Raw genomic sequence first — 24,716 nt, forward strand, 5'->3', positions numbered from 1 at the left:
TCCTCTGAGCGGGCGGTGCTCAGACCTGGCGGGCCTGCTCCTCCCAGTACGGCTTGCGCAGCTCGCGCTTGAGGATCTTGCCTGTCGGGTTGCGCGGCAGCGCGGCGGTGATGTCGACCGTCTTCGGCGCCTTGAAGTGCGCCAGCCGCTCGCGCGTCCACTCGATCAGCTCGACCTCGCTGGCGTCGGAGCCCTCCTTGAGCGCGACGACGGCCTTGACCGCCTCGCCCCACTGCGGGTCGGGGACGCCGATCACGGCGACCTCCAGCACGCCCGGGTGCTCGGACAGGACGCGCTCGACCTCGGGGGAGTAGACGTTCTCTCCGCCGGTGATGATCATGTCCTTAAGCCGGTCGGAGACGAAGACGAAGCCGTCGTCGTCGATGTGGCCCATGTCGCCGGTGCGGAACCAGCCGTCGTCGGTGATCACCTCGGCGGTGGCCTCGGGCTTGTTGAGGAAGCCCTTCATCAGCTGCGGCGTCTTCAGCCAGATCTCCCCGTGCTCGCCGCTGTCGACGTCCTCGAGCGTGGCCGGGTCGACGATGCGGACCTCGCAGTGGGGCAGCGGCCTGCCCGCCGACACCAGCCGCTCGGGGTGGCCGTCGGCCTCGGCGGTGCGGTGCTCGTCGGGCATCAGGTGCGTGGCGACGCCGGCGACCTCGGTGAGGCCGTAGACCTGGATGAAGTCGGTGTCGGGCCACGCCTTCATCGCGGCACGCAGCAGCGGCGGCGGCATCGGGGCGGCGCCGTAGGTGTAGGTCTTGAGGGCGCCGAACAGCTTGACCGCGTCCGGGCCGGCCTGCAGCACCTGGGCGAGGACGGCGGGCACCAGGAAGGTCCGGTTGGCGCCGGCCATGATCGCGCCGGCCAGCGAGGCGGCGTCGGGCTCGCGGGTCATCACGCTCGGGATGCCGTCGTGGATGCCGAAGAGGACGTACGACGAGCCGCCCACGTGGAACAGCGGCATCGCGACCAGCGACTTGTCGCCGGGCTCGAATCCCCAGCCGTCATGGGCGTTGATCGTGTGCTGGACCATGTTGCGGTGCGTCAGCATGACGCCCTTGGGTCGGCCGGTGGTGCCGGAGGAGTACATGACCAGGCAGACGTCGTCCTCGAGGACGTCGGGACCGTCAGCGCACGCCGTCGCCGCGGCGAGGAACTGCTCGTACTCGTCGTCGGACCCGCCCTCGGGCGTGACCTCGATGACCTTCTGCACGTTCGGCAGCCGGTCGCGGATCGCCTCGATGGTGGGCATCAGCTCGCGGCCGACGAAGAGCACCTTGGCGCCCGAGTCGTTGACGGCGTAGTCGATCTCGTCGCCCGCCGAACGCCAGTTGATGATCGCGTTGGCGGCGCCGATCGACCCGGCGGCGAGGCTGATCTCGACGCACGCCGGATGGTTCTTGTCGAGGAAGGAGACCACGTCGCCGCGCGCGATGCCGAGGTCGCGCAGGCCGCCGGCGGCGCGGTGCACGCGGTCGTGCCACTCCTGCCAGGTCCAGGTCCGGCCGAGGTAGGTCATCGCCTCGGCGTCCGGCGTCGCCTCCGCCCAGTAGTTGAGCCGGTCGTCGACGTACGTCGGCTCGGGGGGCGTGGCCGGCGGCCAGCCGCGGCTCGGGACAGGGGCGGGAGACTCCGTCGTCGCACTCACCTCGCCGATTGTGGCTCAGATCACAACGGGGCACAACGAGCCGCGCCACGAGTGCGCAACCGTCCGTTCACCTGGAGCGACGAGGATCGAGAGGTGAACTCCCTGCTCCGTGGCGCCGACGCACCCGCGCCGCGCACGCTGGTCGACGTCCTCCGGCGTACGGCGGCCGACCATCCCGACGCGATGGCGCTCGACAGCGGCAACGACACGGTCACCTACGCCGAGTTCGCGGAGGCCGCGGAGGCGGTCGCGGTCGACCTCGCCGAGCTGGGCATCGGGCCGGGCGACAAGGTCGGCGTCCGGCTGCCGTCGGGGACGACGGACCTCTACGTCGCGATCATGGGGGTGCTCTTCGCGGGCGCGGCCTACGTCCCGGTCGACGCCGACGACCCGGAGGAGCGGGCGCGCCTGGTCTTCGGGGAGGCGCGGGTGGCGGCGCTGATCGGCACCGGCCTGGTCATCGAGCCGCGCCGCGAGGCCGCGCCCCGGCCGCGACGCGATCCCGGCGTCGAGGACGACGCCTGGGTGATCTTCACGTCCGGCTCGACCGGCACGCCGAAGGGCGTCGCCGTGACCCACCGCAATGCCGCGGCGTTCGTCGACGCCGAGGCCGGGATGTTCCTGCAGGACGCGCCGATCGGCCCGGACGACCGGGTGATGGCCGGGCTGAGCGTCGCCTTCGACGCGAGCTGCGAGGAGATGTGGCTCGCCTGGCGGTACGGCGCCTGCCTGGTCCCCGCCCCGCGCGCGCTGGTGCGCAGCGGCGTCGACGTCGGCCCGTGGCTCACCGCCAACGACATCTCCGTCGTCTCGACCGTCCCGACCCTGGTCAGTCTGTGGCCCGACGACGCGCTCGAGCGGGTCCGGCTGCTCATCCTCGGCGGCGAGGCACTGCCGCCCGAGCTCGCGGCCCGCCTGGTCCGCGACGGCCGCGAGGTCTGGAACACCTACGGCCCCACCGAGGCCACCGTCGTCGCCTGCGGCGCGCTCGTCGACGCCGAGGGGCCGGTCCGGATCGGCCTCCCGCTGGCCGGCTGGGACCTGGTCGTCGTCGACCCGGCGACGGGTGAGCCGGTGGCCGAGGGCGAGCGGGGCGAGCTGATCATCGGCGGCGTCGGGCTGGCGCGCTATCTCGACCCGGCCAAGGACGCCGAGAAGTACGCGCCGATGCCGACGCTCGGCTGGGAGCGCGCCTACCGCAGCGGCGACCTCGTCATCAACGACCCGGCGGGGCTGCTCTTCGCCGGCCGCGCCGACGACCAGATCAAGCTCGGCGGGCGCCGGATCGAGCTCGGCGAGATCGACTCGGCGCTGCTCGCCCTCCCCGGGGTGAGCGCGGCCGCGGCGGCGGTGCGGCGCACGAGCACCGGCAACCAGCTGCTGGTCGGCTACCTCGCGACCACGCCGTCGTACGACGCCGCGGCGGCCACCGCCCACCTGCGCGCGACGATGCCCGCCGCCCTCGTGCCGCGGCTCGCCGTCGTCGACGACATCCCCACCCGGACCTCCGGCAAGGTCGACCGCGACGCGCTGCCGTGGCCCCTCCCGACCGCCGACCCGGCCGACGCCGGCCTGCACGGCACGTCCGCGCGGATCGCCGAGGTGTGGCAGAAGGTGATCGGGGCGGCGCCGGACGGGCCGAGGTCCGACTTCTTCGACCTCGGCGGCGGCAGCCTGACCGCCGCCCAGGTGGTGACCCTGCTCCGCGCCGAGCACCCCGACCTGACCGTCGCCGACCTCTACGAGAACCCGACCGTCGACGGGCTGGCGTCCTTCCTCGACGCGCTCGAGCCGACCGCGATGGCCGAGCAGAGCCGCAAGGTGAAGCCGATCCCGCGCAAGACCCAGCTCGGGCAGGTGCTCGCCGTGCCGGTGCTGCGCGCGCTGGCCGCGCCGCGCTGGATCGCGGGGACGCTGACCGTGGCTCGGCTCGCGCACGACGTCCTCGGCGTGGCGTGGCTGCCGGCCGTGCCGTGGTGGGTGCTGGCCCTGCTGCTCGTGGTGTTCGTCAGCCCGCCGGGCCGGATGCTGGTCGCGGCCAAGCTCGCGCGGGCGGTGCTCGCGGGCGTGCAGCCCGGGGCCTATCCGCGCGGCGGCAAGATGCACCTCCGGATCTGGGCGGCCGAGCGCCTGGCCGACGAGCTGGGCGCGACCCGGCTGGCGGGCGCGCCGTACATCACCTGGTACGCGCGGCTGCTCGGCGCCAAGGTCGCCCGCGGCGCCGACCTCCACTCGCTGCCGCCGATCACCGGCCACCTGACCGTCGGCAAGGGCGCGTCGGTCGAGCCGGAGGTCGATCTCACCGGCTACTGGATCGATGGCGACACGCTCCATGTGGGCGGGATCCGCGTCGGACGGCGGGCACGGGTCGGCACCCGCTCCATGCTCTGCCCGGGCGCGGTCGTCGGCGACGACGCCGAGGTGGCGCCGGGCTCCGCGGTGTTCGGGCAGGTGCCGGCGGGGGAGTTCTGGTCCGGCGCGCCCGCGACCCGCGCCAGCTCGGCCGCCCGCGGCCCGTGGGCGGAGCGGCCGCCGGGCACGCGTCGTACCTTGCGCGGCTGGGCGGTGTCGTACGCCGTCCTGGCCGGCGGGCTCGCGCTGCTGCCGCTGCTCGCGATCGCCGCCGTCGTCGTCCCGGTGCTGCTGGTGTCCGACGTCGACGCGACCGCGTCGGCCGGCGAGGCGGCCCGCGAGCTGCTGCCCTGGCTGGTGCCCGGCGTGGTGGTCGGCTGCGTGCTGCTGGCGCTGCTGATCCTGGCCGCGGTCCGGCTGCTCGCGCTCGGGATCAAGCCCGGTGCCCACCCGCTGCAGAGCCGCGCGGCGCTCTGCGTGTGGGGCACGATCCGGGTGCTCGACGAGGCGCGGACCTGGCTGTTCCCGCTCTACAGCTCGCAGCTGACGCCCGCTTGGCTGCGGCTGCTGGGCGCGCGGATCGGCAAGGACGTCGAGGCGTCGACGGTGCTGATGATCCCGTCGCTGACCACGGTGAGCGACCAGGCGTTCCTGGCCGACGACACCCTCATCGGCGGCTACGAGCTCGGCGGCGGCTGGCTGCGCGCCGAGCGGGTGAAGGTCGGCAAGCGCGCCTTCGTCGGCAACTCCGCGATGGCGGCGCCGGGGCGCAAGGTCCCGAAGCGCTCGCTGGTGGCGGTGCTCTCGGCCGCGCCGGCGCGCGGCACGGTGAAGGCGGGGGAGTCCTGGCTGGGCAGCCCGCCGTCACCGCTGCGGCGCGCCGCACAGGGCTCGGCCGACGAGCGGACCTACGCCCCGCCGACCCGGCTCAAAGTGGCACGCGCGTGCTGGGAGGCCGCGCGGCTGCTGCCGATCACGTTCGCCGTCGCCCTGCACGGCCTGGTCGTGCTGGGTGCTCTGGCGGTCTGGACCGAGCGGGGCGCGGTGGCCGGCGTGCTCGCCGTGCCACTGCTGCTGTGGGGAGCCGGCCTGCTCGCCGCCGCCGTCGCGATCGCCGCGAAGTGGCTGCTGGTCGGGCGGGTCCGCAACGGCTCGCACCCGCTGTGGAGCTCGTTCGTGTGGCGCAACGAGCTCGCCGACACCTTCGTCGAGGTGGTCGCGACGCCGTGGTTCGCCGGACTCGCGACCGGCTCGCCGCTGATCGCGGTGTGGTTCCGGGCGATGGGCGCGAAGGTGGGCCGCGGCGTGTGGTGCGAGTCGTACTGGCTGCCCGAGCCCGACCTCGTCGACCTCGGCGACGGCTCGACCGTCAACCAGGGCAGCGTCGTCCAGACCCACCTCTTCCACGACCGGCTGCTCGCCACCGACACGGTGCGGCTGCGGCGGGGCGCGACACTCGGGCCCAACTCCGTCGTGCTGCCCGCGGCATCGCTGGGGAAGCACGCTACGGTCGGACCGGTGTCCTTGGTGATGAGGGGTGAGTCGGTGCCGGACAAGACGAGGTGGATCGGCAACCCGATCGGTCCGTGGGTCGAGGACTGAGGCGACGTGCCGCAGCTCCCCACCGCCGACCCCTACCTGCCCGGTCACGGCGACCCGTCGTACGCGGTGCGCCACTATGACCTCGACCTGATCTACGTCCTCGACGGCAACCGGCTGCGCGGCACGGCCGTGCTGTCGCTCGTCGTCCGGGAGTCGACGTCGCGGCTGGTCCTCGACCTCGCGCACCTGACCGCCACCAAGGTCCGCGTCGACGGCGCGCGCCTGAAGAAGTGGTCGGCGCGCTCCGAGCGGCTGGTGCTCCAGCTCGACCGGATCTGCCCCGCCGGCACCGAGCTCACCGTCACCATCGCCTACGGCGGCTCGCCGCAGCCGGTCATCGACCGCCACCACGGCGACGCCGGCTGGGAGGAGCTCGAGGACGGCGTCATCGTCGCCGCCCAGCCCCACGGTGCGCCCACGTGGTTCCCGTGCAACGACCGGCCCGACGACAAGGCGACGTACCGGATCTCGCTGTCGGCGCCGTCGGGCTATGCCGTCGTCGCCAACGGCACGCTCGTCGACAAGCGGCGCCGCGCCAGCGTCGACACGTGGACCTACGAGATGGACCGGCCGATGGCGACCTACCTGGCGACGGTGCAGATCGGGCGCTACGTGACGACCGAGCACGCGCCGTCCGTGGTCACGATCGGGCCCGCGGACGTCGACCTGACCGACTCCTTCGACACGCAGCCGGCGATGATGACGTTCTTCTCGCGGGTCTTCGGCGCCTACCCGTTCGACTCCTACACGGCCGTCGTCACCGACGACGACCTCGAGATCCCGCTCGAGAGCCAGAGCCTGTCGACCTTCGGCCGCAACTTCTGCACCGCGGACTGGTCGCACGTGCGGCTGATCGCGCACGAGATGGCGCACCAGTGGTTCGGCAACGCGGTGACGCTGCGGACCTGGCGCGACATCTGGCTGCACGAGGGCTTCGCCTGCTACGCCGAGTGGCTGTGGTCGGAGGAGTCCGGCGGCCCCTTCACCTGCGACGGCTGGGCCCGCCACCACCACGAGCGGCTCACCGCCGAGCCGCAGGACCTGGTCCTCGCCGACCCGGGGCCGGAGGTCATGTTCGACGACCGGGTCTACAAGCGCGGCGCGCTGGCCCTGCACGCGCTGCGCGTCGCGGTGGGGGACCAGGCGTTCTTCGAGGTGCTGCGCGGGTGGGTGGCGGCGCGCGCCGGCGGGTCGGTCACGACCGAGGAGTTCGTCGCGTTCGCGGCCGACGCGACCGGGGTGGACGTCGCCGGGGTGCTCGGGCCGTGGCTGTACGAGGCGGCGCTGCCGGGTTGTCCACAGCGCTGATCCTGCTGCTTGCGTGGCCGGTCGAGGTTGCGTTCACTTCAGGCGTCGGCGAGTCTCTCGGGAGACGCCGAAACCGGATGGAGCAGCGATGATCGTGGCCATGGAGTCGATCCGCCGAGGTGACGTGATGCAGCGCTTCCCGATGACGTGGGAGGAGTACCTCGCCGCGGACGTGGTCCCGAGTGAGTACTACGGAGGCGCTCTCGTCGTGGCTGCACAACCTTCCCAACGTCATCAGGACATCCAGTTCCGCTTGCACGTGCCGGTCGCTCAGCACGTCGCGCCAGGCACCAAGGTCACCGGCGGTTGGGGCTGGATCCCGACCGGCGTGCGCGAGGACCTCGGGCCCGACCTGATGGTGCACGACATCACCGACGAGCAGCGGGCCCTGTCCGGTGTCCCGCACCTGGTCGTCGAGATCGTCTCCTCCCGCCGGGCCAACGACTACCGGGCGAAGGCCGAGCGCTACGCGGCCTGGGGCGCGCCGTCGTACTGGATCGTCGACCCGCGCGAGCACGAGGTGATCACCCTGCGGCTCGCCGACGGCGCCTTCGTCGAGACCGGCCGCTTCAGCGGCGGCGAGGCGATCCTGCGCTACGGCGCGGTCGAGGTCCCGGTCGACATCGACGCGCTGCTCGCCTGAGCCTCCGCGAGCAGCCCGAGCGCCACCAGCTCGGCCCGCAGCGACGGCGCGTCGGTGAACACCACGCCGGTCATGCCCAGCGTCCGCGCCGCGGCGACGTTGTCGGCCCGGTCGTCGACGAACACCAGCGCCGACAGGTCGAGTCCGGAGCGCTCGGCGGCGCGGCGGTAGATCCGCGGGTCGGGCTTGGCGATGCCCTCGGTGCCCGAGACGACGACGTGGTCGAGGAGGCCGAGGAACGGGAAGCGGGCGGGCGCGTGGGCGTGGTAGAGCTCGTGCGACCAGTTGGTGAGCCCGCACTGCGGCACGCCCGCCGCCGCCAGCTCCCGTACGACGTCGACGGTGCCCGGCACCTCGCCGGTCAGGGAGGCGCCGAAGTGGTCGTAGTAGGCCTGGCCGTGGGCGGTCCACTCGGGCGCGGTCGCGGCCAGCTCGGCGAGGGCGGCCGACCAGGGGCGGCCGGCGTCGCAGGAGTGGTTCCAGGCGCCGAAGTCGAAGCCGGCGATGAACCGGCGGGCCTCCGCGTCACCGACGCCCGCGGCGACCGCGCGGACCGGCTCCCACGCGATGAGGACGTTGCCCAGATCCCACACGACCCCGGCCACCTGGGTGGCCGGGGTCGTGTCGGATGCGGCAGGGGAGTGAGCCAAGATCAGGCCCAGCGCTCCTCGGCGGGGACGAAGTCGAGCGTCCGGGCGCCGGTGTAGATCTGCTTGGGGCGCGCGATCTTCTGCTCCTTGTCCTGGGTCAGCTCCAGCCACTGCGCGAGCCAGCCGGGGGTGCGGCCGATCGCGAACAGGACCGTGAACATCTCCGGCGGGAACTCCAGCGCCTCGTAGATCAGGCCGGAGTAGAAGTCGACGTTGGGGTAGAGGCGCCGCTTGACGAAGTACTCGTCCTCGAGCGCGATCTTCTCCAGCTCCTGGGCGACCTCGAGCAGCGGGTTGACCCCGGTGACCTCGAAGACGTCGTCGCAGGCCTTCTTGATGATCTTGGCGCGCGGGTCGTAGTTCTTGTAGACCCGGTGGCCGAAGCCCATCAGGCGCTCTTCGCCGTTCTTCACGCCCTCGATGAAGGCGGGGATGTTGTCCTTGGTGCCGATCCGGCGCAGCATCTTGAGCACCGCCTCGTTGGCGCCGCCGTGCAGCGGGCCGTAGAGGGCGCCGATGCCGGCCGCGACGGCCGAGTACGGGTCGACCTGCGAGGAGCCGACCGAGCGCACCGCGTTGGTCGAGCAGTTCTGCTCGTGGTCGGCGTGCAGGATGAACAGGACGTCGAGCGCCTTCGCGATCCGCGGGTCGGCGGCGTACTTCGACTCGCTCATCTTGAAGAGCATCGAGAGGAAGTTCTCGGCGTAGGAGAGCTCGTTGTCGGGGTAGATGTAGGGCTTGCCCTGGGCGTGGCGGAAGGACCAGGCGCCGAGCGTCGGCATCTTCGCGATCATCCGGACGATCTGGATGTGGCGGTTGTCCGGGTCCTCGATGTGGCGCGACTCGGGGTAGAACGTCGACAGGGCCCCCACCGACGCCATCAGCATCCCCATCGGGTGCGCGTCGTACCGGAAGCCCTGCATGAAGCCCTTGACGTTCTCGTGGACGAACGTGTGGAACGTGATCTCGTGGACCCAGTTCTCGTACTGCTCCTTGGTGGGCAGCTCGCCGTGGATCAGGAGATAGGCGACCTCGAGGAAGTTGGACTTCTCCGCCAGCTGCTCGATCGGGTAGCCGCGGTACTCGAGGATGCCCTTGTCACCGTCGATATAGGTGATGGAGCTCCGGCACGAAGCGGTGTTCACGAAGCCCGGGTCGTAGGTGGCCAGTCCCGGCTCGTCGTCGTTGAGCTTGATCTGCCCGAGGTCCGCGGCCTTGATGGTGCCATCGGTGATCGGGATCTCGTACTCCGCGCCGGTGCGGTTGTCGCGTACGGTGAGAGAGTCAGTCACGCTGCCAACCTAGTCCGCGACCCCGCGGAGCCGGTAGCCGGTGTCCCGAACCGTGAATCCGGGCCCGGACGACGCGGTGCCTGTGCCCCGCGCGATTTGCTCCCGGTGAGCGCGCGCCGTAGCCTTGTCGGTCGCGTCTTCTGCCGCTTCGCGCGCTGCGCGAGGCAGACCCGGATCGCCCTCGGATCGTCGTGATGACGAGCGAGTCGTGGGCCGGGCTGAGTTCGTCAGGAGACGTCGCCCGAGTGGTCTGGGAGATCAGGTCGCGAAGGCACCGCTGCCGGCAACCGTCGGCGGCTACGAACTAGCAAGGAAGGGTACGCATCATGCGCACCTACGCTCCGAAGCCCGGCGACGTCGAGCGCGCCTGGCTCGTGATCGACGCGACCGACGTCGTCCTCGGTCGCCTGGCCGTCACCGCCGCCAACCTCCTGCGCGGCAAGCACAAGGCGATCTACGCGCCCAACGCCGACACCGGTGACTACGTCATCGTCGTCAACGCCGACAAGGTCGCCCTCTCCGGCAACAAGCGTGCCGACAAGATGGTCTACCGCCACTCGGGCTTCCCGGGCGGTCTGACCGCGACCCCGATCGGTGAGGTCATCGACAAGGACGCCCGCAAGGCCGTCGAGAAGGCCGTGTGGGGCATGCTGCCGAAGAACCGCCTCGGCCGGCAGATGATCAAGAAGCTGAAGGTCTACAGCGGCCCGGCTCACCCCCACCAGGCCCAGAAGGCCGTCCCCTTCGAGATCACCCAGATCTCCCAGTGACTTCTCGACAGAGCTGACCAGGACTGAGGACTTATCAAGTGACTGAGAACAACTCCACCAACTCGGTTGAGGTCGAGGAGACCTTCGAGACCGACGAGCAGGGTGTCGCCTACACCAGCGAGACCTCCCCGTCGGCCGCCGCCGTCGACGCCCGCCCCGCGACCATCGCCCCCGGCGCGGCCACCGGCCGACGCAAGGAGGCCGTCGCGCGCGTGCGTCTCGTCCCCGGCACCGGCAACTGGACCATCAACGGCCGGACCATCGAGGACTACTTCCCCAACAAGCTGCACCAGCAGGTCGTCAACGAGCCGTTCGCGGCTCTCGGCCTCGAGGGCCGTTTCGACGTCATCGCCCGCATCCACGGCGGCGGCATCACCGGCCAGGCCGGCGCGCTGCGCCTGGGCGTTGCCCGCTCGCTCAACGCGATCGACCTCGACGCGAACCGCCCGACCCTGAAGAAGGCCGGTCTGCTGACCCGCGACGCCCGTGCGACCGAGCGCAAGAAGGCCGGTCTCAAGAAGGCTCGCAAGGCTCCGCAGTACTCGAAGCGCTGATCTCCTTCCAGGCGATCAACCGACGGGGCCACGCACCGCTACTGCTGCGGTCCGTGGCCCCGTCGCCCGTTTTCCACCCCGGTACGACGAGGGAGCCCCTGTGACCCGCATCTTCGGAACCGACGGCGTGCGCGGCCTGGCGAACGTCGAGCTGACCGCCCAGCTGGCGCTCGACCTCGGCGAGGCCGCCGCGCGCGTGCTGCGCAAGGAGGTCGACGACCACCGGCCGCTGGCCGTCGTCGGACGCGACACCCGCGTCTCCGGCCACTTCCTCGAGGGCGCCGTCGTCGCCGGGCTCGCCTCGGCGGGCGTCGACGTGCTGCTGCTCGGCGTGGTCCCCACGCCCGGCGTCGCCCACCTCACCGATGCGCTCGACGCCGACCTCGGCGTCGTCCTCAGCGCGTCGCACAACCCGATGCCCGACAACGGCATCAAGTTCCTCGCCCGCGGCGGGGTCAAGCTCGACGACACCCACGAGGACCTGATCGAGGCCGCGATGGGCGAGGAGTGGGAGCGCCCCACCGGCGCGGCCGTCGGCCGGGTGTCGGCCTACGAGACGACCCACGAGGAGTACGTCGCCCACCTCGTCGGCACCCTCGACGACCCCGACGGCAAGCCGCTCGCGGGCCTGCGGATCGTGCTCGACTGCGCCCACGGCGCCGCCAGCGTGGTCGGCCCCAAGGCGCTCGAGGCCGCCGGCGCGACCGTGATCACCATCGGCGCCGACCCCGACGGCCTCAACATCAACGAGGGCTGCGGCTCCACCCACCTCGACCCGCTGCGTGCGGCCGTCCTCGAGCACGGCGCCGACGCCGGCTTCGCGGTCGACGGCGACGCCGACCGCTGCCTCGCGGTCGACCACGCCGGCCGGGTCGTCGACGGCGACCAGATCATGGCGATCCTCGCGCTGGCGCTCAAGGGCGCGGGCCGGCTCGCCGACGACACCCTCGTGGCGACCGTGATGAGCAACCTCGGCCTGGTCCAGGCGATGGCCGCCGCGGGCGTGACCGTGCGCCAGACCGGCGTCGGCGACCGCTACGTGCTGGAGGACATGCGCGCCGGCGGCTACACCCTCGGTGGCGAGCAGTCCGGCCACGTCATCCTCAGCCAGCACGCCACCACCGGCGACGGCCTGCTGACCACCCTGCACGTGCTGCAGCGGATGGTCGCGACCGGCTCCTCGCTCGCCGAGCTCGCCGGCGTGATGACCCGGCTGCCGCAGGTCCTCGTCAACGTGGGCGGCGTCGACCGCGCGGGCACCGACGACCTGGCGCTGGTCGCCGCGGTCGCGGAGGCGGAGGCCGAGCTGGGCGCCACCGGGCGGGTGCTGCTCCGGCCGTCCGGCACCGAGCCGCTGGTGCGGGTGATGGTCGAGGCGCCGACCGCCGAGCAGGCGGAGGCCGTCGCGCATCGGCTCGCCGACGTCGTACGGGAGCGGCTCGCGCTCTGACCCGACGCGTTTGAAAGGGTGGGGGCCATGACAGTCCCCCCACTCGTCATCGACGGCTTGACCAAGCAGTTCGGCAGCGTGCGCGCGGTCGACGACCTCGCGTTCAGCGTTCGGCCCGGCGCGGTCACCGGATTCCTCGGTCCCAACGGCGCCGGCAAGACCACGACCCTGCGGATGCTGCTCGGGCTCACCCGGCCCACCGCCGGCCGCGCGCTCGTCGGCGACCGGCCGTACACGTCCTACCAGCAGCCGGGGCGGGTGGTCGGCGCGGCGCTGGAGGCGTCGAGCTTCCACCCGGGCCGCACCGGACTCGGGCACCTCGAGGTGTTCGCACCGCAGGTCGGTGTCTCGAAGCAGCGCTGCCGGCAGGTGCTGGAGGCGGTCGGGCTCGACCACGCCGCGAAGCAGCGGGTCGGCAAGTACTCCCTCGGCATGCGGCAGCGCCTCGGGCTGGCGACCGCGCTGCTCGCCGACCCGCCGGTGATCGTCCTCGACGAGCCGACCAACGGCCTCGACCCCGAGGGGATCGTCTGGATCCGCCGGCTGCTCCGGCAGTTCGCGGGGGAGGGGCGGACCGTCCTGGTCTCCAGCCACCTGCTGCGCGAGGTCGAGGCGAGCGTCGACGACGTTGTCGTCATCGCGCAGGGCCGGCTCCGGCACGCGTCGACGCTGGCCGAGCTGCGCACCCGCGCCACCCCGGCGGCGTACGTCGAGACGCCGCGGCCCGACGCGGTCACCGCGCTCGCCGCGACCCAGGGCTGGACCGTCCAGCCCGAGGACGGCGGCCTGCTCGTCGACGGCGCGAGCGCCGCCGAGGTGGGCGCCGCCGCGCACGCGGCCGGGATCGAGCTGCACGAGCTGGTGCGCCGCGACGTCGACCTGGAGGCGCTCTTCTTCGAGCTCACCCGGCCGGAGGAGGGCCGATGAGGGCCGCGCTGGTCGCGGAGTACCGCAAGCTGGTCAGCACCCGGCTGTGGTGGCTGCTGCTGATCGTGATGGTCGCCTACCTGGTGTTCGTGGCGGCCGTGGTGTCGACGACCTTCGTGTTCGCGCCGGACGGCGGGCGCCCGCCGCTGGAGGGAGTCGCGGCCGCGCGGGCGACGTACTCGATCGTCAACGGGGTGGGCTACGTCTTCCCGCTCGTCATCGGGAGCCTGGCGATGACCACCGAGTTCCGGCACAAGACGATCACGCAGAGCCTGCTGGTCGAGCCGGACCGGACCCGCTTCCTCGTCGCCAAGCTGATCTCGGTCGTGCCGATCGGACTGGTCGCGGGCGTCGTCGGCGTCGCCGCGACCGTGCTCGGCGGTGCTCCGCTGCTGCAGATCAAGGGCGACGGCGCGATGCTCGGCGACGGCGAGGTGCTGCTCGGGCTGTTCTTCGGCGTGATCGTGGTGGCGCTGTGGGCAGTGATCGGCGTGGCGCTCGGGTCGGTGCTCTCCAACCAGGTGGCCGCGATCGTGGTGATCCTCGCGTTCACCCAGTTCGTCGAGCCGATCGCGCGGGTGGTGCTCGCGCAGGTCGACGCGCTGGCCGGTGCCTCGTCGTACCTACCCGGGGGAGCGGCCGACTCGCTGATCGGCGCGTCCTTCCTCAGCGGCTCGGGCACCGTCGACCTGCTCCCGCGGTGGGCGGCGGCGCTGGTGCTGCTGGGGTACGCCGCGGCGTTCGCCGTCGCCGGACGGCTGACGACGCTACGCCGCGACGTGGGGTGAGTCCCTACTTCCAGAGGACGGGCTTGCCGTCGTACGAGCTGTAGGGGCCGTCGTTGGGCGCGAAGCGGGCACCGGCCACCGACGAGGCCTCCTGGGCGAGGTAGGGGACGCAGGTCGAGAACGTCTGGCCGTCGGCGAAGTCGCTCGGGAAGGACTCGCCGTCGCACGGCGTGAACGTGCCGATGATGGAGATCGACTGCGCCTCGGAGCCGTCGGGCAGGGTGCCCTCGATCGACTCGTTGATCGAGTAGTTCGACAGCGCCTTGCTGTCGGCGACGCCCTTGACGTCGAGCTTGATGTAGTAGGGGACGTAGCCCTTCGCGCGGTCGCCGAGGTTGAGCGGCGCGAGGTCGGCGGCGGTGCCCTTGGTGATGCCGGTGACGGTCACCTCGATGGTGCCCTTGCTGTCTCCGGACTCGAACGGGACGACGGCCGGTGCGCCGAACGCCAGCTCGGTGCCGGGGGCGGTGACGTCGCCGCTCGGGGCGGCGTCCGTGGTGTCGTCGGTGGTGTCGGTGCTGGTGTCGGTGCTGGTGTCGGTGCTGGTGTCGGTGCTGGTGTCGGTGCTGGTGTCGGTGGTGTCGCTCGGGTCGCTGGGCGCGTCGGCCGTCGCGCTGGAGTCGGCCTTGGTGGCCGGCTCGTCGTCGTTGCAGGCGCTCAGGGCGACGGTGGAGACCGCGAGCAGGGCGGCCAGGGCCGAGATCTTCTGGGGCTTCATGCCCGGCTCGTTGCCGGATGCGGAGGGCCCGAAACCCGCGGATTCCGCGGTCCTCGGGCCCTCGCCGGTGACGCCGGTCTCAGCAGATGACGGTCAGCGTCCAGTACAGGTCGACCGGGGTACCGGCCGGGTTGTAGGTGTTGGCGTGGACGGTCGAGGGGCCGGAGCGGTACGCCGAGGCGAAGAACGCGCTGCCGTTGATGCTCGCGATCGGCGTGCAGTTGGAGATGTCGCGGTCGATGACGACGTCATAGCTCCCGGCCGACGTCCGGGTCGAGCTCAGCACCCGCGGCGAGCCGCTGACGATGCCGCCGTTGTAGGCGAGCACCGCGTGGATCGACGGCGCCGCGAAGCCGGTCACGTAGACGCTGACCTTCGCCGTACCGCCGGTCGCCTTCACCGCCAGCGCGCCCGACGGGCTGAGCGTCAGCGTGGTCTGGCCCGTGCCGTCGCCCCGGCCGGGGCTCGCGGCGACCGGCACCGCGCCGACGTACGTGCGGGCGGGCTTGCGGGTGGTGCTGTGTGCGAGGACGTTGACCGCCGCGTCCGTGGCCCACGCCGGCACGCCGCAGCGCCCCCGGACCGCGAGCGCGCGGGTCTGGCCCGCCTTGACCTTGACCGTGCCGAGCAGGCAGGGGCTGACCGACGACCACTCCTTGGCGGCGGGGGACGGCGGCGCCTTGCGCGCGGCCAGCGGGCGATGGTTGCCGGGCGTGCCGGCGTCGTCGGCCGAGGCGAGCGAGGAGCCGGCGACGGTCAGCGCGGCGACGAGGGCGAGGGAGGTGAGGGTGCGGTGCATGGCTGCTCCTAGGACGGGGGTCGGGAGGTTCCCGACGCTAGGAGCGGTGGGGCGCGGTGTTGATGGCACGGATGGGCCATCTTGGCGCCGATTCTGAATGGTTCAGGTCTACGGGGATGGTGTGCGGGCTGGTCGGTGGGGCTGGTCGGGCGGCCGCGCTTGGCGTGGCTGCCGGCACTCGCTGCGCTCGCACCGCCGCTGACGCGGCCGCCCGCTTCGCGGGGGAGTCGTGTGCCTGAGAACGCGTGTGGGCGGGTTCTGGGGCACACGACTCTGTTGGCGGCCGCCGTTGTCGCCCGCGGCCCGATCAGATCTTGCGCAGCCGCACGTACCGGACCGAATGGTCCTTCGACTTCCGCAGCACCAGGGTCGCCCGCGACCGGGTGGGCAGCACGTTCTCGGTCAGGTTCGGGCCGTTGATGGCGTCCCAGATCCGACGGGCCTCGTCGACGGCCTCGTCGTGGGTGAGCGACGCATACCTCGCGAAGTACGACGACGGGTCGCGGAAGGCGGTCTCGCGCAGCTTGAGGAAGCGGTCGACGTACCAGTCGCGGATGTGGTTGGTGTTGGCGTCGACGAAGATCGAGAAGTCGAAGAAGTCAGAGAGCCCGAGGCCGGTGCGGCCGTCCTCGCGGGCGCGGGCGGGCTGGAGGACGTTGAGGCCCTCGACGATGACGATGTCGGGGCGCTTGACCACGATCTTCTCGTCCGGGACGACGTCGTAGACGAGATGCGAGTAGACCGGCGCCTCGACCTCGTCGATGCCCGACTTGATGTCGATCACGAACTTCAGCAGCTTGCGACGGTCGTACGACTCGGGGAAGCCCTTGCGCTGCAGCAGGCCGCGCGCCTCGAGCTCGGCGTTCGGGTACAGGAAGCCGTCGGTGGTGACGAGGGCGACATTGGGGTGCTCGGGCCAGCGGGCGAGCATCTGCTGGAGGACGCGGGCGGCGGTCGACTTGCCGACGGCGACCGAGCCGGCCAGGCCGATGACGAACGGCGTCCGGGGCGGCGTCTGCCGGTGCAGGAACTCCTCCTGCGCGTGGTGCAGGTCCGTGGCCGAGCTCACGCGCAGCGACAGCAGCCGCGACAGCGGGAGGTAGACGTCGCGGATCTCGCGCAGGTCGAGCGAGTCGCCGATGCCGCGGAGCCGGTGCACCTCGTCGCTCGTCAGGGGACTCTCGGTCTCCGACGCCAGCTTCGCCCACGTCGCCCGGTCCAGCTCGACGTACGGCGACGCCTCCCGGGACTCCTCGCCGTGGTGGGTGTCCGGCGTGCTCGCGCCCGTCGTCATGGCGCCGATCATTCCAGCCACGTTCCCCCGGGGGTCAGGCGCGTCCCCGATCCGGACGGGGGACCACCTAGACTGAGCGATCATGTGCGGCATCGTCGGATACGTCGGGCCTCGGTCGGCCCAGGACACCGTCATCGACGGTCTCCGCAGGCTCGAGTACCGCGGCTACGACTCCGCGGGGGTCGCCGTCGTCGCCGACGGCGTGCTGTCGGTGGAGAAGCGGGCGGGCAAGCTGGCCAACCTCGAGAAGGTCCTCGGCGAGACGCCGATGCCCGTCGCCGAGGTCGGCATCGGGCACACCCGGTGGGCGACCCACGGCCCGCCCAACGACGTCAACGCCCACCCGCACACGGGTGGCGCGCGCCGGGTCGCGCTGGTCCACAACGGCATCATCGAGAACTTCCTCGAGCTGCGTGCCCGCGTCGAGGCCGACGACCACGAGCTGCTCTCCGAGACCGACACCGAGATCGTCGCCCACCTGGTCGAGCTGCAGGTGCAGTCGGGCGTCGACCTGACCACGGCGATGCAGCGCGTCTGCCAGCAGCTCGACGGCGCGTTCACCCTGGTCGCGGTCGACGCGGCCGAGCCCGGCCGGGTGGTCGCGGCCCGCCGCAACTCGCCGCTCGTCGTCGGCCTGGGGGAGGGCGAGAACTTCCTCGGCTCCGACGTCGCCGCGTTCATCGAGTTCACCCGCGAGGCGCTCGAGCTCGGCCAGGACCAGGTCGTCTCGATGACCCGCGACGAGGTCGTCGTCACCGACTTCCGCGGCCGCGTGGTCGAGCCGCGCCGCTTCCACGTCGACTGGGACCTCTCGGCCGCCGAGAAGGACGGTCACGACTGGTTCATGCGCAAGGAGATCTTCGAGCAGCCGCGCGCGGTCGCCGACTCGCTCATCGGACGCCGTACGGCGGCCGGGCAGCTGCAGCTCGACGAGATGCGCCTGGCCGACGAGGAGCTGCGCGACGTCGACAAGATCATCATCATCGCGTGCGGTACGTCGTTCTACGCCGGCATGGTCGCCAAGTACGCCATCGAGCACTGGACGCGCACCCCGGTCGAGGTCGAGCTCGCCTCCGAGTTCCGCTACCGCGACCCGATCATCGACGCCACCACGCTCATCGTCGCGATCAGCCAGTCCGGCGAGACCGCCGACACGCTCCAGGCGATCCGCCACGCGCGTGCCCAGCGCGCCAAGGTGCTCGCGATCTGCAACACCAACGGCTCGTCGATCCCGCGCGAGTCCGACGCGGTGATCTACACCCACGCCGGCCCCGAGATCGGCGTCGCCTCCACCAAGGGCTTCCTCACCCAGCTGGTCGCCTGCTACCTGCTCGCGCTCTACATCGCGCAGGTCAAGGGCACCCGCTTCGGCGACGAGATCGACGAGATCATGGAGCACCTCGAGGCCATGCCCGGCCACATCGAGACCGTGCTCGAGCGGGCGGAGGAGGTCTACGCCCTCGCCGCCGACCACGCCGGCACCCGCTCCGTGCTCTTCCTCGGCCGCCACGCCGGCTACCCGGTCGCGCTCGAGGGCGCGCTCAAGCTCAAGGAGCTCGCCTACCTGCACGCCGAGGGCTTCGCCGCCGGCGAGCTCAAGCACGGCCCGATCGCGCTCGTCGAGGACAACCTGCCGGTGCTCTGCGTCGTCCCGCCCCAGGGCCGCGACCACCTCCACGGCAAGATGCTCAGCGGCATCCAGGAGGTCCGGGCGCGCGGCGCCCGCACCATCTGCCTCGCCGAGGACGGCGACTCCTCCATCGAGCCCTACGCCGACGTGCTGATCCGGCTGCCCAAGGTGCCGGTCCTGCTCCAGCCGCTGGTCGCGATCGTCCCGCTGCAGCTGTTCGCGTGCGAGCTGGCCACCGTGCTCGGCCACGACGTCGACCAGCCGCGCAACCTCGCCAAGTCCGTCACGGTCGAGTAATCCGGTGGCGGTGGTGGGCGTCGGCATCGACGTGTGCGAGATCGCGCGGTTCGAGGAGTCGTGCCGCCGTACGCCGGCGCTCGTCGACCGGCTGTTCACCGACGCCGAGCGCGACAGGCCGCCGTCGTCGCTCGCCGCCCGGTTCGCGGCCAAGGAGGCGCTGGCCAAGGCGCTCGGCGCCCCCCGCGGGATGCACTGGCACGACGCCGAGGTGGTGTCCGAGGACAGCGGCCGGCCGCGCTTCGTGCTGCGCGGCACCGTGCTCGCCGAGGCCGACCGGCAGGACGTGCGCTCGGTGCACCTGTCCCTGACCCACGACGGCGGCATCGCGTCCGCGGTCGTCGTCCTGGAGAGCTGACCGCGTGCTCCGCGCCCACGCCGTCGAGCAGGTCCGCGCCGCCGAGGCCGAGCTGCTCGCCCGGCTGCCCGAGGGCGCGCTCATGCAGCGGGCCGCGGCCGGCCTCGCGTACGCCGTCCTCGACTTCCTCGGCTCCGCCTACGGCCGCCGGGTGCTGCTTCTCGTCGGCTCCGGCGACAACGGCGGCGACGCGCTCTACGCCGGCGCGACGCTCGCCCGCCGCGGCGTCCAGGTGGAGGCCTGGCTGCTCTCCTCGTCGGCCCACGAGGGCGGCGTCGCCGCGCTGCGCGGCGCGGGCGGTCGCATCGGCCGGCCGGCCCCGGGCGCCTTCGACGTCGTCGTCGACGGGATCGTCGGCATCGGCGGCCGCCCGGGTCTGCGCCCCGACGCCGTCGCCGCGCTCGCCCACGTCGCGGGCACCCCGGTCGTCGCGGTCGACACGCCCTCGGGCGTCGACGTCGACACCGGTGAGATCAGCGGTCCCCACGTCAGCGCCGACGTCACGGTCACCTTCGGCACCCACAAGGTCTGCCACCTCGTCGACCCCGCGGCCCAGGCGTGCGGTGCGATCCACCTGGTCGACATCGGCCTGACCCTGCCCGAGCCGCCGGTCGAGGCGCTGCAGGCGGCCGACGTCGCCGCGCTCCTTCCGCGGCCCTCGCTCGACGCCCAGAAGTACGCCCGCGGCGTCGTCGGCGTCCGCGCCGGCTCGGCGACCTACACCGGCGCCGCGCTGCTCAGCGTGTCCGGCGCGGCCTGCGGCCTCGCCGGCATGGTCCGGTACGACGGCGCGCCCGAGGCCGCCGCGATGGTCCGCGCCGCGCACCCCGAGGTGGTCGGGCCGGGCCGGGTGCAGGCGTGGGTGGTCGGCTCCGGCAGCGACGACGGCGCCGAGGACGCGCTGCGCCGCTCGGTCGCCGACGGCGTGCCGCTGGTCGTCGACGCCGACGCGCTCGCCCACGCGGGCCTCGCCCGCGGCCGCCCCGCCGTGCTCACGCCCCACGCCGGCGAGCTGGCCCGGATGCTCGGCGTCGAGCGCGCCGACGTCGAGGCCCGCTGGCTCGACCACGCCCGCCTCGCCGCCCGCCAGTACGACGCCGTGGTGCTGCTCAAGGGACGCCACACCGTCATCGCCCGCCCCGACGGCCACGCCCGGGTGACCACGGCCGGCACGCCGTGGCTGGCGACCGCGGGAGCGGGCGACGTCCTCGGCGGGCTGATCGGGGCGCTGCTCGCCGCGGGCCTCACGCCGTACGACGCGGCGTCGGTCGGCTCCTGGCTGCACGGCGCGGCCGCCACCCTGGCCGCCCGGCGCGGTCCGATCGTCGCCTCCGACGTCGCGCGCTCACTTCCGGCCCTGCTCGGAGCCCTGGCCACCCCGTGATGGGACGATAAGCACATGTCCCGCCCCCTGCTCGGCCCCGCGGAGATCGTCGTCGACCTGGCCGCGATCCGGGGCAACGCGCGTCTCCTGCGCGAGACCGCGGGCGTCCCGCTCGTCGCGGTCGTCAAGGCCGACGGCTACGGCCACGGCGCGGTCGAGTCCGCGCGTGCCGCGAAGCAGGGCGGCGCCGACTGGATCGGCACGGCCACCGTCGAGGAGGCGCTCGCGCTGCGGGCTGCCGGCATCGACGGGCCGCTGCTGTGCTGGATCGCCGGGCCCGACTCCGACTTCGCCGCCGCGGCCGATGCCGGCATCGACGTCAGCGCCCACGGGCTGGGCCACCTCGAGACGATGGCGGCGGCCTTCGCCGGCCGGGCCGAGCCGGCCCGCGTCCAGCTCAAGCTCGACACCGGGATGTCCCGCGCCGGGTCGCCGCGCGCCGAGTGGCCCGCGCTCTTCGGGCGCGCCGCCGAGGGGGAGCGGGCCGGTCTCTGGCGGATCACGGGCATCTGGACCCACCCCGCCTGCGCCGACGACCCCGCCCACCCGGCCAACGACCGGCAGGAGCAGGCCTTCCGCGACGCGCTCGCGCTCGCCGACGAGCACGGGCTGCGGCCCGAGCTGCGCCACTTCGCCAACTCCGCGACGGCGCTGCTGCGCCCGAGCGCCCGCTTCGACGCGGTCCGCTGCGGCATCGCGCTCTACGGCCTCGACCCGGCGCCCGGCGAGGCCACCGACGTCGGACTGGTGCCGGCGATGACCGTCCACGCGCCGCTGCTCATGGTCAAGGACCTCGCGCCCGGCGACGGCGTCTCCTACGGCCACCACTGGGTCGCCGACCACGCGACGACGGTCGGTCTGGTCCCGGTCGGCTACGGCGACGGCATCCCGCGGCACGCGTCGCGCCCCGGCGCCGCCGACTCGGCCGCGACCGTGTCGATCGACGGCAAGCGCCGGCCGATCCGCGGCAGCGTCTGCATGGACCAGTTCGTCGTCGACCTCGGCGGCGACCGGCCCGAGGTCGGCAGCGACGTCCTCGTCCTCGGACCGTCGAGCGCGGGCGGCCCGACCGCCCAGGACTGGGCCGAGGCGTGCGGCACCATCAACTACGAGATCGTGACCAGGATCGGGGGCCGGATGTCCCGCACCTACCTCAACGCCGAGCCTGCCGACGGCGAGGACGGCGCATGAGCCGCCGGGGCCGGATCGTCGGCTCGGTCGCCGGCGCCCTCGGCGTCGCTGCCGCGGGCAGCGCCGCCGTCGGGATCGTGCGCCAGCAGCGGGCGATCAGCAGCCGCGCCGGCGAGGACATCCCGTTCGGGTCGCTGCGCTCGGAGCCGATCACCGTCGTCGCCGACGACGGGCTGCCGCTGCACGTCGAGGTCGACGAGATCGGCGACCAGCCGCACGGCCGGGCGGTCGAGCGACTCCTGCGCCGGGCCGTGGACGCGCCGCCGCCCGTCACCGTCGTGTTCGTGCACGGCTACTGCCTCAACCTCGACTGCTGCCACTTCCAGCGCGCGGCCTACCGCGGCCTGGTCCGGACCGTCTACTACGACCAGCGCTCCCACGGCCGGTCCGGGCGCTCCGAGCGCACCCACGCGACGATCGACCAGCTCGGCCGCGACCTGCGCCGGGTGCTCGACGAGGTGGCGCCCGACGGGCCCGTCGTCCTGGTCGGCCACTCGATGGGCGGGATGTCCATCGTGGCGCTCGCCGAGCAGTACCCCGAGCTGATCGGCGACCGGGTCGTCGGCATCGGCCTGATCTCCACCACCGCCGGCGGGCTCGACCCGAGCCGGATGCTGCTGCCGATGCTGCCCGCGCGCCTCGCCGGGCCGTTCGCCCACGGCGCCGTGCGCACGCTCCACCGCGGCCACCGTGCCATCGACTCGCTGCGGCGGGCCGGAGGCGCCGTCGCGACGGTGGCGACCGACCGGTTCGCGTTCGGCGAGGAGGTGCCGCGCGGCTACGTGGAGTTCGTCGACGAGATGCTCGCCGCCACGCCCTTCGAGGTGGTCGCCGAGTTCTTCCCCAACTTCTCCGGCCTCGACAAGTTCGACTTCGTCGAGATCCTCGGCCAGGTGCCGACGTCGGTCATCTGCGGCACCGCCGACAAGCTGACGTCGATCGGCCACTCGCGCAAGCTGCACTCCCGGATCCCGGGCTCGCGGCTGCTCGAGTGCGAGGGCGCCGGCCACATGGTCGTCATGGAGCGCCACGAGCTGGTCAACGCCGAGCTCGACCAGCTCATCACCGCCGCGACCGCGAGGGCAGCCGCGCGGTGAGCATCCAGACCAGGAGTGTCGGCCCCGAGGCCGCCGCCGACGTGCTCGCCGTCGTGAAGGCCGCCTTCGCCGCCCGTCCCGCGCTCGACCCGCCCGCCGATGCGCTGGCGGAGACCGAGGAGTCGATCGCCGCGATGCTCGAGCCCGGCGGCGGCCTGCTCGTCCTCGACGACGGCCGTCCGGTCGGCACCGTCGTCCTCGACCCGGTCGACGGCGCGGTCTACCTGCGCCGCTTCGGCATCGACCCGTCCGCCCAGGGTCGCGGCCTGGCCCGCGAGCTGGTCCGGGCCGGGCTCCGCGCCGCGTCCCGGCTCGGCGTCACCCGTGCGGTGATCCTGGCCCGCGAGGAGCTGCCGCGCACCCGCGGGTTCTGGCGCGACATGGGCTTCGTCGAGACCGCCCGCCACGCGCCGTACGTCGAGATGGCGCGGCCGGTCCCGGCCACGGTCGACGTCCCGACCGCCGAGGAGATGCGCGCGCTGGGCCAGCGGGTCGCCGGCCTGCTCCGCGCGGGCGACGTCGTCGTCCTCAGCGGCGAGCTGGGCGCCGGCAAGACCACGTTCACCCAGGGCCTGGGGGAGGGGCTCGGGGTCCGCGGGGGGATCACCTCGCCGACCTTCGTCATCTCCCGGGTGCACCCGTCGCTCGGTGACGGTCCGCCGCTCGTCCACGTCGACGCCTACCGACTCGGCGGGCAGGCCGAGCTCGACGACCTCGACCTCGACACCGAGCTCGACCAGGCGGTCACCGTCGTCGAATGGGGCACCGGCATCGCCGAGGGACTCTCCGACGACCGGCTCGAGATCCGGATCGCGCGGGCCACCGCGCGCACCGACGTCGACCCGGAGGCCGACCCGCGGATGGTCGAGCTCGATCCGGTCGGCCTGCGCTGGCTCGGCGTCGACCTGGCCGGGCTTTCGGGCTAGAACGGGTTCTTCCCACGGCTCTTTACCAGTAGGGTCCCGCTTGCCTACTGGGGCGTCACTGCGTCGAAGGGTTGTTCATGGGGTTCATGGGGTTCAAGCGCGCGCTCACGCTGACGAGCGCCGCACTGCTGCTGCTCGGCCTGCAGGTCGAGGCGATGCCCGAGACCGAGGCGGCGGCGACGGTCGCCTCCGGGGCAGCAGCGAAGGCCACGCCGACCGCGGCGGTGACGAGCGACGCCTGCGGGGCGCGCAAGAAGCGCCCGGGCGGGGGCTACTACACCTGCACCTTCGCCGACGACTTCGACGGCTGGTCGCTCGACGACCGGTACTGGCACGTCATGGAGAACGCCACCTCCGGCGCCGCCTGCTACGTCAACAGCCCGGACACCCTCGCCGTCAGCGACGGTCAGCTGCACCTGACCGCGCGGCCCACGCCGGCTCCCGACACCTGCCCGGAGCGCTCCGACGGCACCCGCGCGTCGTACATGACCGGCGCGGTCAACACCTTCTGGAAGTGGAGCCAGCAGTACGGCCGCTTCGAGGTCCGGATGAAGTCGCCGGTCGCCACCGGCCCGGGGCCGCACGCGGCCTTCTGGCTCTGGCCCGACACCCGCTCCAGCTCCGCCGCCACCTGGCCGGCGTCCGGCGAGATCGACGTCGCCGAGACCTATGCGGCGTACCCGACGCTCAACATCCCGTTCCTGCACTACTCGTGGAACGACAACGGCGGCCCGCGCCCGGGGCTGAACACGTCATGGAGCTGTCTCGCGCTGCGCGGGCAGTGGCACACCTACGTCCTGGAGTGGACGTCGAGCAAGCTGACCATCTCGGTCGACGGCCTCACCTGCCTCACCAACACCAAGGGCGCGAGCAGCTTCCGCAAGCCCTTCATCATGGCGCTCTCGCAGCTGGTCGACGACACCGGCGTCAACGCCGTCCAGGACGGCTCGGTGCTGCCGAGCACGCTGGACGTCGACTACGTCAAGGTCTGGCAGTGAGCGTGCGCTGACCGCGTCACGCTGACCGATCGGCCGA

General features: G+C 72.8%; 21 protein-coding genes. 15 read left to right on the forward strand and 6 right to left on the reverse strand.

All coding sequences use genetic code 11. The features are described from left to right. Window positions 1-19 precede the first annotated feature (19 nt). Window positions 20-1,651, reverse strand: a complete 1,632-nt coding sequence (locus tag AB4880_RS18030) for a long-chain-fatty-acid--CoA ligase (RefSeq protein WP_367920612.1) — start codon at window positions 1,649-1,651, stop codon at window positions 20-22. 93 nt (window positions 1,652-1,744) lie between these two features. Here AB4880_RS18030 and AB4880_RS18035 point away from each other — a divergent pair, with 93 nt between their 5' ends. From AB4880_RS18035 to AB4880_RS18045, 3 genes are all read left to right on the forward strand, one after another. Then, window positions 1,745-5,605, forward strand: coding sequence for a Pls/PosA family non-ribosomal peptide synthetase (locus AB4880_RS18035; RefSeq protein ID WP_367920613.1), 3,861 nt, complete (start codon window positions 1,745-1,747; stop codon window positions 5,603-5,605). Between the two features lie 6 nt (window positions 5,606-5,611). Further along, complete coding sequence (locus tag AB4880_RS18040; RefSeq protein WP_367920614.1) at window positions 5,612-6,913, forward strand: M1 family metallopeptidase; 1,302 nt, start codon at window positions 5,612-5,614, stop codon at window positions 6,911-6,913. Window positions 6,914-7,013: 100 nt separating this feature from the next. Then, window positions 7,014-7,556 carry a Uma2 family endonuclease gene (locus AB4880_RS18045; RefSeq protein ID WP_367920615.1) on the forward strand — a complete coding sequence of 181 codons (543 nt, stop codon included), beginning with the start codon at window positions 7,014-7,016 and terminating at the stop codon, window positions 7,554-7,556. On the opposite strand, the gene AB4880_RS18050 is transcribed toward AB4880_RS18045, so the two are convergent. Beyond that, window positions 7,508-8,206 carry an HAD family hydrolase gene (locus tag AB4880_RS18050; protein WP_367920616.1) on the reverse strand — a complete coding sequence of 233 codons (699 nt, stop codon included), beginning with the start codon at window positions 8,204-8,206 and terminating at the stop codon, window positions 7,508-7,510. The genes AB4880_RS18045 and AB4880_RS18050 overlap by 49 nt on opposite strands. 2 nt (window positions 8,207-8,208) lie before the next feature. Next, complete coding sequence (locus AB4880_RS18055; protein ID WP_367920617.1) at window positions 8,209-9,498, reverse strand: citrate synthase; 1,290 nt, start codon at window positions 9,496-9,498, stop codon at window positions 8,209-8,211. A 326-nt stretch (window positions 9,499-9,824) separates the two neighbouring features. On the opposite strand from AB4880_RS18055, the gene rplM reads away from it, so the two are divergent. The 5 genes from rplM to AB4880_RS18080 all read left to right on the forward strand — a co-directional run bounded on the left by rplM (window position 9,825) and on the right by AB4880_RS18080 (window position 13,987). After that, the gene (gene rplM, locus AB4880_RS18060; RefSeq protein ID WP_367920618.1) at window positions 9,825-10,268 is read left to right on the forward strand and encodes a 50S ribosomal protein L13; all 444 of its coding nucleotides are present in this window, start codon (window positions 9,825-9,827) and stop codon (window positions 10,266-10,268) included. A 38-nt stretch (window positions 10,269-10,306) separates the two neighbouring features. Further along, window positions 10,307-10,822: a 30S ribosomal protein S9 gene (rpsI, locus tag AB4880_RS18065; RefSeq protein WP_367920619.1), complete on the forward strand. Its 516-nt coding sequence runs from the start codon at window positions 10,307-10,309 to the stop codon at window positions 10,820-10,822. A 100-nt stretch (window positions 10,823-10,922) separates the two neighbouring features. Next, a complete protein-coding gene (gene glmM / locus AB4880_RS18070) occupies window positions 10,923-12,272 on the forward strand; it encodes a phosphoglucosamine mutase (protein ID WP_367920620.1) in 1,350 nt (449 codons plus the stop codon). Window positions 12,273-12,299: 27 nt separating this feature from the next. Next, window positions 12,300-13,199, forward strand: a complete 900-nt coding sequence (locus tag AB4880_RS18075) for an ABC transporter ATP-binding protein (protein ID WP_367920621.1) — start codon at window positions 12,300-12,302, stop codon at window positions 13,197-13,199. Further along, a complete protein-coding gene (locus AB4880_RS18080; RefSeq protein WP_367920622.1) occupies window positions 13,196-13,987 on the forward strand; it encodes an ABC transporter permease in 792 nt (263 codons plus the stop codon). The genes AB4880_RS18075 and AB4880_RS18080 overlap by 4 nt, the downstream gene beginning before the upstream one ends. A 4-nt stretch (window positions 13,988-13,991) precedes the next feature. Here AB4880_RS18080 and AB4880_RS18085 read toward each other — a convergent pair whose 3' ends face one another. The 3 genes from AB4880_RS18085 to coaA all read right to left on the reverse strand — a co-directional run bounded on the left by AB4880_RS18085 (window position 13,992) and on the right by coaA (window position 16,798). Then, window positions 13,992-14,705, reverse strand: coding sequence for a hypothetical protein (locus AB4880_RS18085; RefSeq protein WP_367920623.1), 714 nt, complete (start codon window positions 14,703-14,705; stop codon window positions 13,992-13,994). A 79-nt stretch (window positions 14,706-14,784) separates the two neighbouring features. Continuing rightward, window positions 14,785-15,504 carry a hypothetical protein gene (locus AB4880_RS18090; RefSeq protein ID WP_367920624.1) on the reverse strand — a complete coding sequence of 240 codons (720 nt, stop codon included), beginning with the start codon at window positions 15,502-15,504 and terminating at the stop codon, window positions 14,785-14,787. A gap of 307 nt (window positions 15,505-15,811) precedes the next feature. Beyond that, a complete protein-coding gene (gene coaA / locus AB4880_RS18095) occupies window positions 15,812-16,798 on the reverse strand; it encodes a type I pantothenate kinase (protein ID WP_367920625.1) in 987 nt (328 codons plus the stop codon). 82 nt (window positions 16,799-16,880) lie between these two features. Between coaA and glmS the strand changes: the two genes are divergently transcribed. The 7 genes from glmS to AB4880_RS18130 all read left to right on the forward strand — a co-directional run bounded on the left by glmS (window position 16,881) and on the right by AB4880_RS18130 (window position 24,679). Continuing rightward, window positions 16,881-18,725: a glutamine--fructose-6-phosphate transaminase (isomerizing) gene (glmS, locus tag AB4880_RS18100; RefSeq protein ID WP_367920626.1), complete on the forward strand. Its 1,845-nt coding sequence runs from the start codon at window positions 16,881-16,883 to the stop codon at window positions 18,723-18,725. Between the two features lie 4 nt (window positions 18,726-18,729). Beyond that, window positions 18,730-19,083, forward strand: a complete 354-nt coding sequence (locus AB4880_RS18105; protein WP_367920627.1) for a holo-ACP synthase — start codon at window positions 18,730-18,732, stop codon at window positions 19,081-19,083. Between the two features lie 4 nt (window positions 19,084-19,087). Further along, window positions 19,088-20,467, forward strand: a complete 1,380-nt coding sequence (locus AB4880_RS18110) for an NAD(P)H-hydrate dehydratase (RefSeq protein WP_367920628.1) — start codon at window positions 19,088-19,090, stop codon at window positions 20,465-20,467. A gap of 15 nt (window positions 20,468-20,482) precedes the next feature. Further along, window positions 20,483-21,658, forward strand: coding sequence for an alanine racemase (alr, locus tag AB4880_RS18115; RefSeq protein WP_367920629.1), 1,176 nt, complete (start codon window positions 20,483-20,485; stop codon window positions 21,656-21,658). Continuing rightward, entirely contained in the window at window positions 21,655-22,755 is a 1,101-nt protein-coding gene (locus AB4880_RS18120; RefSeq protein WP_367920630.1) for an alpha/beta fold hydrolase, read from the forward strand. The genes alr and AB4880_RS18120 overlap by 4 nt, the downstream gene beginning before the upstream one ends. Next, the gene (gene tsaE / locus AB4880_RS18125) at window positions 22,752-23,681 is read left to right on the forward strand and encodes a tRNA (adenosine(37)-N6)-threonylcarbamoyltransferase complex ATPase subunit type 1 TsaE (protein WP_367920631.1); all 930 of its coding nucleotides are present in this window, start codon (window positions 22,752-22,754) and stop codon (window positions 23,679-23,681) included. Before AB4880_RS18120 ends, tsaE begins: the two co-directional genes overlap by 4 nt. Before the next feature lie 77 nt (window positions 23,682-23,758). Then, window positions 23,759-24,679 carry a glycoside hydrolase family 16 protein gene (locus tag AB4880_RS18130; RefSeq protein WP_367920632.1) on the forward strand — a complete coding sequence of 307 codons (921 nt, stop codon included), beginning with the start codon at window positions 23,759-23,761 and terminating at the stop codon, window positions 24,677-24,679. Window positions 24,680-24,716 lie beyond the last annotated feature (37 nt).

Origin of the sequence: Nocardioides ginsengisoli, from assembly GCF_039537225.1 — a bacterium.
GTDB lineage: Bacteria > Actinomycetota > Actinomycetes > Propionibacteriales > Nocardioidaceae > Nocardioides > Nocardioides ginsengisoli.

What these genes read in the sequence shown, in the direction of transcription:
- coaA (WP_367920625.1), bottom strand. Translation starts at nt 16,798, where the DNA reads ATGACGACGGGCGCGAGCACGCCGGACACCCACCACGGCGAGGAGTCC.
- AB4880_RS18085 (WP_367920623.1), bottom strand. Translation starts at nt 14,705, where the DNA reads ATGAAGCCCCAGAAGATCTCGGCCCTGGCCGCCCTGCTCGCGGTCTCC.
- AB4880_RS18120 (WP_367920630.1), top strand. Translation starts at nt 21,655, where the DNA reads ATGAGCCGCCGGGGCCGGATCGTCGGCTCGGTCGCCGGCGCCCTCGGC.
- AB4880_RS18090 (WP_367920624.1), bottom strand. Translation starts at nt 15,504, where the DNA reads ATGCACCGCACCCTCACCTCCCTCGCCCTCGTCGCCGCGCTGACCGTC.
- alr (WP_367920629.1), top strand. Translation starts at nt 20,483, where the DNA reads ATGTCCCGCCCCCTGCTCGGCCCCGCGGAGATCGTCGTCGACCTGGCC.
- rplM (WP_367920618.1), top strand. Translation starts at nt 9,825, where the DNA reads ATGCGCACCTACGCTCCGAAGCCCGGCGACGTCGAGCGCGCCTGGCTC.
- AB4880_RS18130 (WP_367920632.1), top strand. Translation starts at nt 23,759, where the DNA reads ATGGGGTTCATGGGGTTCAAGCGCGCGCTCACGCTGACGAGCGCCGCA.
- AB4880_RS18045 (WP_367920615.1), top strand. Translation starts at nt 7,014, where the DNA reads ATGGAGTCGATCCGCCGAGGTGACGTGATGCAGCGCTTCCCGATGACG.
- AB4880_RS18080 (WP_367920622.1), top strand. Translation starts at nt 13,196, where the DNA reads ATGAGGGCCGCGCTGGTCGCGGAGTACCGCAAGCTGGTCAGCACCCGG.
- glmS (WP_367920626.1), top strand. Translation starts at nt 16,881, where the DNA reads ATGTGCGGCATCGTCGGATACGTCGGGCCTCGGTCGGCCCAGGACACC.
- AB4880_RS18075 (WP_367920621.1), top strand. Translation starts at nt 12,300, where the DNA reads ATGACAGTCCCCCCACTCGTCATCGACGGCTTGACCAAGCAGTTCGGC.